General features: G+C 35.4%; 9 protein-coding genes. All 9 read left to right on the forward strand.

Features of this window, described 5'->3' with window-relative positions:
* The first annotated feature begins 935 nt into the window (after positions 1-935).
* The 9 genes from ilvD to ilvA all read left to right on the forward strand — a co-directional run bounded on the left by ilvD (position 936) and on the right by ilvA (position 11934).
* A complete protein-coding gene (gene ilvD, locus BTM19_RS12500; protein ID WP_029378909.1) occupies positions 936-2624 on the forward strand; it encodes a dihydroxy-acid dehydratase in 1689 nt (562 codons plus the stop codon).
* A gap of 12 nt (positions 2625-2636) precedes the next feature.
* Positions 2637-4427, forward strand: coding sequence for a biosynthetic-type acetolactate synthase large subunit (gene ilvB, locus BTM19_RS12505; RefSeq protein WP_029378908.1), 1791 nt, complete (start codon positions 2637-2639; stop codon positions 4425-4427).
* Positions 4424-4897: an acetolactate synthase small subunit gene (gene ilvN, locus BTM19_RS12510; protein ID WP_029378907.1), complete on the forward strand. Its 474-nt coding sequence runs from the start codon at positions 4424-4426 to the stop codon at positions 4895-4897. Before ilvB ends, ilvN begins: the two co-directional genes overlap by 4 nt.
* Before the next feature lie 47 nt (positions 4898-4944).
* Positions 4945-5949 carry a ketol-acid reductoisomerase gene (gene ilvC / locus BTM19_RS12515; protein WP_029378906.1) on the forward strand — a complete coding sequence of 335 codons (1005 nt, stop codon included), beginning with the start codon at positions 4945-4947 and terminating at the stop codon, positions 5947-5949.
* A gap of 140 nt (positions 5950-6089) precedes the next feature.
* On the forward strand, positions 6090-7625 hold the full coding sequence (locus tag BTM19_RS12520; protein ID WP_029378905.1) for a 2-isopropylmalate synthase: 1536 nt from the start codon (positions 6090-6092) through the stop codon (positions 7623-7625).
* Positions 7622-8662: a 3-isopropylmalate dehydrogenase gene (gene leuB, locus BTM19_RS12525; RefSeq protein WP_029378904.1), complete on the forward strand. Its 1041-nt coding sequence runs from the start codon at positions 7622-7624 to the stop codon at positions 8660-8662. The genes BTM19_RS12520 and leuB overlap by 4 nt, the downstream gene beginning before the upstream one ends.
* Before the next feature lie 18 nt (positions 8663-8680).
* Complete coding sequence (gene leuC, locus BTM19_RS12530; RefSeq protein WP_029378903.1) at positions 8681-10051, forward strand: 3-isopropylmalate dehydratase large subunit; 1371 nt, start codon at positions 8681-8683, stop codon at positions 10049-10051.
* Between the two features lies 1 nt (position 10052).
* On the forward strand, positions 10053-10628 hold the full coding sequence (leuD, locus tag BTM19_RS12535) for a 3-isopropylmalate dehydratase small subunit (protein ID WP_029378902.1): 576 nt from the start codon (positions 10053-10055) through the stop codon (positions 10626-10628).
* Between the two features lie 37 nt (positions 10629-10665).
* Positions 10666-11934 (forward strand): threonine ammonia-lyase IlvA, encoded by a 1269-nt coding sequence (ilvA, locus tag BTM19_RS12540; RefSeq protein WP_029378901.1) that lies wholly within the window; start codon positions 10666-10668, stop codon positions 11932-11934.
* Positions 11935-12320 lie beyond the last annotated feature (386 nt).

The following is a 12320-nucleotide window of genomic DNA, read 5'->3' on the forward strand; positions in this document are numbered from 1 at the left end:
CTCCTTTTTTAGCGACACTTCCAAATTTATTTGGATTAGTGTCGCTTATGCATTTGCTTTAAGCTAAGGCGTTCCTCTATACACTTCCAAATTTATTTGGATTAGTGTCACTTATGCATTTGCTTTAAGCTAAGGCGTTCCTCTATACACTTCCAATTTTATTTGGATTAGTGTCGCTTATGCATTTGCTTTAAGCTAAGGCGTTCCTCTATACACTTCCTAATTTATTTGGATTAGTGTCGCTTATGCATTTGCTTTAAGCTAAGGCGTTCCTCTATACACTTCCTAATTTATTTGGATTTGTGTCGCTTATGCATTTGCTTTAAGCTAAGGCGTCCCTCTATACACTTCCAATTTTATTTGGATTTGTGTCGCTTATGCATTTGCTTTAAGCTAAGGCGTTCCTCTATACACTTCCAATTTTATTTGGATTAGTGTCGCTTTTTCATTAGCCGTCACTGTTTTACAATAAAGTTTACAAAGCTCAAACAAAAATCTTGCGTCTATATTCTAATAACTTTTTATCTACATAAAATTAACTATTATAGTTTAACAAATTTTTTCCAATATTACTTCAAAGTGAAACAAGTTCTTACTAAATTAGAATAGTTTGAATTGATAGAAAATTGCAAAAAGTTGTTGACATCGCCAATATGATGTAGTAAATTTAATTTATCAAATTTTTAGATATTTCAAACAAATCAAACAAATAAACCATTCTATCGAGAGGAGTATAATAAAATGACCAAACATACAATGCAATATCAACCGACAACTTCAAATATTTTAGTCATTTTATTATGCTCATAGGACTGGAACTTTAGTAAAGAAACTACTAAACGTTTAAGTCCTTATTCTAGTTGAATGGGACTTAAAAGCGTCCCAATTATTTATTGGGACGCTTTTTTATTTTCAATTTTATGGGGGAATTAGATATGAGAAGCGATATGATCAAAAAAGGAGATCAGCAAGCTCCAGCAAGAAGTCTTTTGCATGCTACTGGTGCATTAGAAAAACCAACAGATATGAACAAGCCCTTCGTGGCAATTTGTAATTCGTATATCGATATTGTCCCAGGACATGTACATCTAAGAGAATTAGCAGATATTGCCAAAGAAGCAATTCGTGAAGCAGGCGCAATTCCCTTTGAATTTGACACAATCGGCGTAGATGATGGTATCGCAATGGGCCATATTGGAATGAGATATTCCCTACCCTCTAGAGAAATCATCGCAGACGCTGCAGAAACTGTAATTAATGCACACTGGTTTGATGGCGTATTTTACATTCCAAACTGCGATAAAATAACACCTGGTATGTTATTAGCAGCAGTAAGAACGAACGTCCCAGCAATCTTTTGCTCAGGTGGACCGATGAAAGCAGGATTATCTTCTGAAGGTAAAGCCTTAACCTTATCATCTATGTTTGAAGCGGTGGGTGCTTTTAAAGATGGTTCAATTTCAAAAGAAGAATTCTTAGATATGGAACAAAATGCATGCCCTACTTGTGGTTCATGTTCTGGAATGTTCACAGCCAATTCAATGAACTGTTTAATGGAAGTATTAGGCCTTTCCCTACCATACAATGGTACAGCATTAGCAGTAAGTGACCAACGTAGAGAAATGATTAGAGAAGCAGCATTTAAATTAGTAGATAACATTAAAAACGATTTAAAACCAAAAGATATCGTAACACGAGAAGCAATTGATGACGCATTCGCATTAGACATGGCGATGGGTGGTTCAACAAATACTGTATTACACACACTTGCTATCGCTAATGAAGCGGGTATTGACTATGATTTAACACGAATCAATGAAATTGCCAAGAAGACACCTTATCTTTCAAAAATTGCACCTAGCTCTTCATATTCAATGCATGATGTACACGAAGCTGGTGGCGTTCCGGCAATCATCAATGAATTGTTCAAAAAAGAAGGTACACTTCATCCAGACAGAATAACAGCTACAGGTAAAACATTACGAGAAAATAATGAAGACAAGGCAATCTTAAACAGTGATGTCATTAGGCATCTTGATAACCCTTATGATAAACAAGGTGGCTTATCCATTTTATACGGTAACATAGCGCCAAAAGGTGCAGTTATAAAAGTTGGTGGCGTTGACCCATCTATCAAAGTATTTAAAGGTAAAGCGATTTGTTTTAATTCACACGATGAAGCAGTTGAAGCAATTGATAATCATATTGTTCGTGAAGGTCATGTAGTCGTTATTAGATACGAAGGTCCTAAAGGCGGTCCTGGAATGCCAGAAATGTTAGCTCCTACTTCCTCAATTGTAGGTAGAGGATTAGGTAAAGATGTAGCTTTAATCACAGATGGTCGTTTCTCAGGTGCAACACGCGGTATCGCAGTAGGTCATGTATCTCCAGAAGCAGCTTCAGGTGGCCCTATTGCACTTATCAATGATGGTGATGAAATTACAATTGATTTAACAAATAGAACCTTAGACGTTGAAGTATCAACTGAAACATTAGAAGCTAGAAAACAAGATTTAAAACCATTTAAAGCAAAAGTAAAAACAGGTTATCTTGCACGTTACACTGCTTTAGTAACAAGCGCTAATACAGGTGGCATCATGCAAGTACCAGAAAATCTAATTTAAGGAGTGAGCACTATGTCTAGACAAACTGAAACGCTTGAACAAGAAATGTCAGAAAATTTAAATTATTTAGAGGCCGCTGAAACTGTTGAACCTGAAGTTGAATTAGAGCAAGAAACAATAGATGAAATGAAATCTGGTTCAGAATTGCTCGTTGAATCTCTTGTAAATGAAAAAGTAGATTTTATATTTGGTTATCCTGGTGGCGCGGTGCTTCCACTATATGACACTTTTTATGAAGATAAAATCAAGCATATTCTTGCAAGACATGAACAAGGTGCTACTCATGCAGCAGAAGGTTACGCACGTGTATCAGGCAATACTGGTGTAGTTGTTGTAACAAGTGGTCCAGGAGCAACCAATGCCATCACTGGTATCGCTGATGCTTATAGTGATTCATTACCTTTGGTAGTAATCACTGGACAAGTAGCAACACCAGGCATAGGTAAAGATGCCTTCCAAGAAGCAGATTTACTTTCTATGACAACACCAATAACAAAACATAACTACCAAGTAAAAAATGTTAATGATATTCCTAAAATAATCCATGAAGCATTTTATATCGCTAATAGTGGTCGAAAAGGCCCCGTGGTTATTGATTTTCCTAAAGACATGGGGATTTTATCAACTAACGCTCAAATCACCAACAAAATAGAATTACCAGGTTATACAGTAGCAAACCAACCAGCCAAGGAAGATATACAAAAGCTTCGTGACTATTTAAAAAGTTCTAAAAAACCCGTTGTTCTTTCTGGTGCAGGTATCAACCATGCAAAAGCAAATGATGTATTTACTGAATTCATAAATAGACATCAATTACCAGTAGTTAGTACATTACTAGGGCTTGGTGCAATACCATATGAGAACCCCTATTTCCTAGGTATGGGAGGTATGCATGGATCATATGCAAGTAATATGGCATTAACTGAATGTGATTTACTCATCAACTTTGGTAGTCGTTTTGATGATCGTTTAGCTAGTAATCCAGATGAATTTGCTCCAAACGCCAAAATTGTTCATATAGATATCGATCCATCAGAAATTAATAAAATAATCAAAGTAGATTTGGGCATTGTAGCAGATTGTAAAGCTACATTAGAGGCACTATTAAATTTTGACAGCTACTCAATTAAACACGAAGCATGGTTAGAAAGTTGTAAAGAGAACAAAGTGAATCAACCCTTTGCCTATCAAGAAGATGAGCAAGGTGTTTTCTCCAAACCACAACGCACAATTGAGTATATAGGCGAAATCACAAATGGAGATGCGATTGTAACAACTGATGTGGGACAACATCAAATGTGGGTTGCTCAGTACTACCCATTCAAAGACCACGGACAACTTGTAACAAGTGGTGGTTTAGGAACAATGGGATTTGGTATCCCTGCTGCTATTGGAGCAAAACTTGCAGAACCTGATAAAACAGTTGTTTGCTTTGTAGGCGATGGTGGTTTCCAAATGACAAACCAAGAAATGGCTATTTTAGAAGAATACAATCTTGATATAAAAATTGTAATTGTTAATAACGGTACGCTAGGTATGGTTAAACAATGGCAAGATAAGTTTTTCAACAAGCGTTTCTCACATTCAGTGTTTAATGGTCAACCAGACTTTTTAAAAATCGCTGAAGCATATAATGTCAAAGGATATATCGTTGATGACCCAGCACAATTAGAACAACAAATTGATGCGGCTTTCCAACATGATGGACCAGCACTAATCGACGTTCGTATTTCACCAATCGAACCAGTAACTCCTATGGTACCAAGTGGTAAAGCCAACCATGAGATGGAGGGACTATTATGAGAAGGACATTTAGAACTAAGGTAAGAGATAAGGCTGGTACATTAAATAGATTAACAAGTATTTTCGTTCGTAGACAATTTAATATTGTTACTCTCTCTGCAACACCTACATTAGAAGATGGCATATCTGATATAACATTTGTAGCAGAAGTACCAGATACAGACGTATTACGTAATTTATTACAACAACTAGAAAAGCAAATTAACATCATAGACGTAGAAGATATTACTGAAACCAATACTTACAATAGAGAATTGGTATTGGTGAAATTAAAAAAACCAATAAATCAACAAGACTTACAAAAAGTAATCAAACCTTATGATGCGCTAGTCTCTATATTGAAAAATGAGGATGAGTATACCTATATTCAAGCTTCAGGTCCACAATATACGATGGATAATTTATTAGATGATCTATCATCATATCAAATTGAACAAGTTTCAAGAACCGGTTCAGCAGCTTTAGTATAGTTTTAAAACAACAATAACTAAATTAAAAAAACATGGAGGATTTTATTATGACAACAGTTTATTATGACCAATCAGTAACGAAAGACGCTTTACAAGGTAAAAAAGTAGCAGTCTTAGGCTATGGATCTCAAGGACACGCCCACGCTCAAAATTTAAAAGACAACGGTTATGACGTAATTATCGGTATTAGACATGGACGTTCTTTTGATAAAGCAAAAGATGACGGCTTCGAAGTATATCCTGTAAATGAAGCAGCAAAACAAGCTGATGTTATCATGGTACTTTTACCAGATGAAATCCAAGGACAAGTATATAAAGAAGAAATCGCACCTAATTTAGAACCTAATAATGCATTAGTATTCGCTCATGGATTTAATATTCATTTTAATGTTATCCAACCACCAGAAGATGTTGATGTATTCTTAGTTGCACCTAAAGGACCAGGACATTTAGTACGTCGTACATTCGCTGAAGGTAGCGCAGTCCCTGCCCTATTCGCCGTTGAACAAGATGCTAGTGGCGAGGCTTCTGATTTAGCATTAAGTTATGCAAAAGGTATCGGCGCAACACGTGCTGGTGTATTAGAAACTTCATTTAAAGAGGAAACTGAAACTGATTTATTTGGTGAACAAGCAGTTTTATGTGGTGGTACTACTAAATTAATTCAATCTGGTTTTGAAACATTAGTAGAAGCGGGTTATCAACCTGAAATTGCTTACTTCGAAGTGTTACATGAAATGAAACTTATCGTTGATTTAATGTATGAAGGTGGAATGGAAAACATGCGTTATTCAATTTCAAATACAGCAGAGTTTGGCGACTATGTTTCTGGTCCACGTGTTATTACGCCAGATGTAAAAGACAATATGAAAGCTGTACTTGAAGATATTCAAAAAGGAAACTTCAGCGATCGCTTTATTAAAGATAACGAAAATAACTTTGAAGAATTCCATAAACTACGTGAAGAACAACATGGACATCAAATCGAAGCAGTTGGTAAAGATCTTCGTGAAATGATGCCATTCATTAAATCTAAAAGTATTGAAAAATAAATAGACACTGAATTTGTTAACTCGTAGTAAGAAGAATCTCATTAGGTATAATCAAATAATAGTTTGTCCCCTCTTTGAGATTCTTTAATACTTACGACTTAATAATTGTGTCTAAAATTTAGTTATAGGAGATGTTGAAAATGAGTAGCCATATTCAAATTTTTGATACAACACTTAGAGACGGTGAACAAACACCTGGAGTAAACTTTTCATTCGATGAAAGACTGAAGATAGCAAAACAATTAGAAAAATGGGGCGTCGATATCATAGAAGCTGGTTTTCCTGCATCAAGTACTGGTAGTTTCAAATCTGTTGAAGCAATATCTAAAGCACTAACTACAACTGCAGTTTGTGGATTAGCACGTTGTGTAAAGAAAGATATAGATGCTGTATATGAAGCTACAAAAGAAGCTGCAAAACCGAGAATTCACGTTTTTATAGCAACTAGTCCTATTCACCGAGATTCAAAATTAATGATGTCTAAAGAAGAAGTATTAGCTTCAATCAAAGAACACGTATCTTATGCGAAACAATACTTTGATGTCGTTCAATTTTCACCTGAAGATGCTACAAGAACAGAACCTTCTTTCTTAATCGAATGTGTTCAAACAGCTGTAGATGCCGGAGCCAGTGTTATCAATATACCTGATACTGTAGGATTCAGTTATCCTAAAGAATATGGCCAAATTTTCAAAACACTGCAAGAATCAATAACAACGGATCATGAAGTAATTTATAGTGCGCATTGTCATGATGACCTTGGACTTGCTGTAGCCAATAGTATGGCAGCAATTGAAAATGGTGCGAAACGCATCGAAGGTACATTAAATGGTATTGGGGAACGTGCAGGTAATACAGCTCTCGAGGAAGTTGCTCTCGGCCTTTACGTTCGACAAGATCATTACAATAATCAGACAAAAATCAACCTAGAAGAAACCAAACAAACTTCAGATTTAATTGCAAGATTTGCGGGTATTCGAGTCCCTAGAAATAAGGCCATTGTTGGACAAAATGCATTCAGTCATGAATCTGGTATTCATCAAGATGGCGTCTTGAAAAACCCAGAAACATATGAAATTATGACGCCACAACTAGTTGGTGTAAAAACAACTGAACTACCTCTTGGTAAACTATCAGGCAAACATGCCTTTGCAGAAAAACTAACAGCTTTAGGTTACGATGTAGAGCCAGAAGATCAAAAAACTTTATTTAAACAATTTAAAACAATTGCAGATAAGAAAAAATCAGTCACAGATCGTGATATTCATGCGCTGGTTCAAGGCACAGAACATGAACAAAATGCTATTTATAAAGTAGAAACTCTACAGTTACAATTTGTATCCAATGGACTACAAAGCGCTGTTGTTGTCATTAAAGATAAAGATGGTAATACCTATCAAGATTCAAGTATTGGTACAGGATCAATTGTTTCCGTATACAACGCTGTTGATCGTATTTTTGATCGTAAGACAGAACTTATCGAGTATCGCATAGATTCCGTAACTGAAGGTACAGACGCTCAAGCAGAAGTACATGTACAAATTAAGATAGATGATCAAATTGTTACTGGTGTTGGTATTGACCATGATATCTTATTAGCTTCTTGTAAATCATATGTTGAAGCACATGCTAAATATGTTGCAAATACTCATGAGAAAGAAGGTATTCACTCATGAGCCATAAGATTGTAGCCCTTCCAGGAGATGGAATTGGACCGGAAATATTGAATGGTTCATTAGAAGTATTACAACAACTAAGTAAATCTTTTAATTTTGATTATGATTTAGAAACACATGATTTTGGTGGAATTGCTATTGATAACCACGGTGAACCTCTTCCAGAATCAACATTAAATGCTTGTAAGAATGCAGACGCAATTCTATTAGGTGCTGTGGGGGGACCTAATTGGACAGATCCTAATAATAGACCAGAACAAGGTCTATTAGGTATACGTAAAGCTTTAGGTCTGTTTGCAAATATCCGCCCTACTACAGTTACAAATGGCACTAGTCATTTATCCCCTATTAAAGAAGAACGTGTTGCAGGTACAGATTTCATTTTAGTAAGAGAGTTAACTGGTGGTATCTACTTCGGTGAACCAAAACAATTAAACGATAACGACGCATTAGACTCATTAACCTATACTAGAAGTGAAATTGAAAGAATTGCGAGAGTTGCTTTTGAATTAGCTCAAAAGCGCCATAAAAAATTAACTTCAGTAGATAAAGAAAATGTATTATCATCAAGTAAATTGTGGCGTCAAGTGATCAACGACGTTGCAGTTGAGTATCCTGAAGTGGAAGTGAACCATTTACTTGTTGATGCTTGTGCTATGCACTTAATCACTAATCCATCACAGTTCGATGTCATTGTTACTGAAAATCTATTCGGTGATATTTTAAGTGATGAGGCGTCTGTTATTCCAGGTTCTCTAGGTCTATCACCTTCTGCAAGTTTCAGTGAACATGGACCTAGACTTTATGAACCTATACATGGCTCTGCACCAGATATTGCTAATCAAAATATTGCAAATCCATTTGGTATGCTACTATCTGTTGTGATGTGCCTTAGAGAAAGTTTAAACCAAAATAAAGCAGCTGATAAATTAGAAGCAATTATTTATCAATTAATAAAAGAAGGTAAAACAACACGAGACCTCAACGGTGATTATAATACATCTGATATTTTTAATTACGTCAAAGAAAATCTTTAAAAAAGGAGGAGATGTCATATGGGTAAAACACTATTTGACAAAGTTTGGAACAAACATGTCTTAACTGGTAAAGAGGGTGACCCACAGTTATTATATATAGATTTGCATCTTATACATGAAGTCACATCTCCTCAAGCTTTTGAGGGATTAAGAATTAACAATAGACCACTACGTAGACCGGACTTAACTTATGCGACACTTGACCATAATGTGCCGACTGTAGATATTTTTAATATTAAAGATGAAATTGCAAATAAACAAATTACGACTTTGCAAAATAATGCCAAGGATTTTGGTGTTCATATTTTTGATATGGGGTCAGACGAACAAGGTATTGTCCACATGGTTGGACCTGAAACAGGTTTAACACAACCAGGAAAAACTATAGTATGTGGAGATTCACATACTGCAACACATGGTGCGTTTGGTGCAATTGCTTTCGGAATTGGTACAAGTGAAGTGGAACATGTTTTTGCTACTCAATCGCTCTGGCAAACCAAACCTAAGAATCTAAAAATTGAAGTCACTGGTCAATTGCCTACTGGTGTTTACGCAAAAGATATCATTCTATATCTAATTAACCAATATGGTGTTGATTTTGGTACGGGATACGCATTGGAATTTTCTGGTGATACAATTCAAAACTTATCGATGGAAGCACGAATGACTATTTGTAACATGGCTATTGAAGCTGGTGCAAAATACGGTATGATGGCCCCTGACGAAACTACATTTGATTATGTTAAAGGTCGCCCATATTCTACTAACTTTGAATATGATGTTGATTCATGGCGTGAACTTTATACAGATGAAGACGCTGAATTTGATAGAGTCATTGAAATGGATGTATCTGATTTAGAACCTCAAGTAACATGGGGGACAAGCCCAGAAATGGGAGTTGGTTTCCATACACCTTTCCCAGAAATAAAAGATGTTAATGATGAGCGCGCTTATAATTATATGGGTCTTGAACCTGGTCAAAAAGCTGAAGATATTAATCTAGGTTATGTATTCTTAGGTTCATGTACAAATGCTCGTCTTTCTGACTTGGTTGAAGCTAGTCATATCGTAAAAGGAAATAAAGTGCATCCAAATATTACAGCAATTGTCGTTCCAGGATCACGTACTGTAAAAATTGAAGCAGAAAAATTAGGTCTTGATAAAATTTTCAAAGAAGCAGGATTTGATTGGCGTGAACCTGGTTGTTCAATGTGTCTAGGTATGAACCCTGACCAAGTACCTGACGGCGTACATTGTGCATCAACTAGTAACCGAAACTTTGAAGGTCGCCAAGGTAAAGGTGCACGAACACACCTAGTTTCCCCTGCTATGGCAGCTGCTGCAGCAATTAACGGGAAATTTGTAGATGTAAGAAAGGTGGTTGTTTAATATGGAAATCAAACCTATTACTACTTATACAGGTAAAGTAGTGCCATTATTCCATGATAATATCGATACCGACCAAATTATACCTAAAGTACATTTAAAACGTATTTCAAAATCTGGTTTCGGCCCTTTTGCATTTGATGAGTGGCGCTATCTAGATGATGGATCAGAAAATCCAGACTTTAATCCAAATAAGCCTGAATATAAAGGTGCTTCAATTTTAATTACAGGTGAAAACTTTGGTTGTGGTTCAAGTCGTGAACACGCCGCTTGGGCGCTTAAAGATTATGGCTTTGATATTATTATCGCTGGTAGCTATAGTGATATCTTTTATATGAATTGTACTAAAAACGCTATGTTACCAATAGTTTTAGATGAAAATGTAAGAAAACATCTTGCACAAGCAGGTGAAATTACTGTAGATTTACCAAATCAAACAGTTTCTACATTAGATAGATCTTTTGATTTTGAAATAGATGAAACTTGGAAGAATAAACTCGTTAATGGACTTGATGACATTGCATTGACTTTGCAATACGAAGATGCAATCAAAGACTATGAGACAGCAAAAACGTATTAAATAATTACTAAATTAATAAGTAAAGGTGTGAAATCATATGACTGTAAAAACTACTGTGTCTTCTAAAGATATCGATGAAGCTTATTTACAATTAAAAGATATCGTAAAAGAGACACCATTACAAAAAGATCATTATTTATCTCATAAATATGATTGTAATGTTTATCTTAAGCGTGAAGATTTACAATGGGTGAGATCATTTAAACTTAGAGGTGCATACAACGCAATTATCGCGCTGAATGAAATTGATCGCCAAAACGGCATTACATGTGCTAGTGCTGGTAATCACGCTCAGGGTGTAGCATATACTGCTAGTAAGTTAGATTTAAATGCAGTGATTTTTATGCCAGTAACTACGCCATTACAAAAAATCAATCAAGTGAAGTTCTTTGGTGGTAGTAATACTGAAGTAGTTTTAACTGGAGATACATTTGATGATTGCTTAAAAGAAGCTCTAGTATACACAGAAGAAAATAAAATGAACTTTATTGATCCTTTTAATAATATTTTTACAATTGCTGGACAAGGAACACTAGCAAAAGAAATACTTGAGCAATCAAAAGAAGATGATATTCAATTTGATTATTTATTTGCTGCAATCGGTGGTGGTGGTTTAATTTCAGGTGTAGGTACTTACTTTAAAGAACACGCTCCTGAAACTTCAATTATTGGTGTAGAACCTGCTGGTGCAAGTAGTATGTATGCTTCAGTAGTTTTAGAAAAACAAATTGTCACATTACCTGATATAGATAAATTTGTCGATGGCGCATCTGTAGCGCGTGTAGGTCAAATCACATATGATATTTGTAAAAATGTAGTTGATGACTATGTTCAAGTTCATGAAGGTGCTGTTTGTTCAACGATTTTAGATATGTACTCAAAACAAGCCATTATCGCAGAACCTGCTGGTGCATTAAGCGTCGCAGCACTTGATCAATATCAATCAGAAATCAAAGGCAAAACAGTGGTATGTGTAGTCAGCGGTGGTAATAATGATATCAATCGAATGAAAGAGATTGAAGAACGTTCATTATTATTTGAAGAAATGAAACATTATTTTATTTTAAATTTCCCACAACGTCCTGGCGCGTTAAGAGAATTTGTTAATGAAGTCCTTGGACCTAAAGATGATATAACCAAATTTGAGTATCTTAAAAAGTCTTCTCAAAATACAGGAACAGTAATTATAGGTATCCAATTAAATAATCACAAAGATATAGATAACTTAAAAGCGAATGTAGACGAGTTTGATAATTCTAATATTTATATTAATGAAAATAAAATGCTTTATTCCTTACTCATCTAGTTATACATGCTAAAAGAAAATCATTGTCTAAGAATGATTTCTTTCTATACCTTCTTAAACAATGAATATATTTATTATAGCCAAGACATAAATTTACTATGTCTTGGCTTTTTTTATTAACTTCCACTTTATTAATTTTAACTCATAATTTTATTAAGCCAGACTTGTAAATCTCTTATCAAATTATGTTTCAAAGTATTAGTGGGACTTATGCATGAGCTTTGCTCATGTATTCCACTTTTCCTACTCTTGCGGAACGTAAGTCTGCTACCTTCGGCGCTAAAGACCTTTCTTGCCGTGAGACAAGCGCTCGCATCTTTTCTCACTTGCACGCTCTCCTTACTCACTTACCACTCGTAAGCTCGTTTCGTCGCTCGTTTAGTTCG

It is taken from the genome of Staphylococcus xylosus, assembly GCF_002732165.1.
GTDB classification, from domain to species: domain Bacteria; phylum Bacillota; class Bacilli; order Staphylococcales; family Staphylococcaceae; genus Staphylococcus; species Staphylococcus xylosus.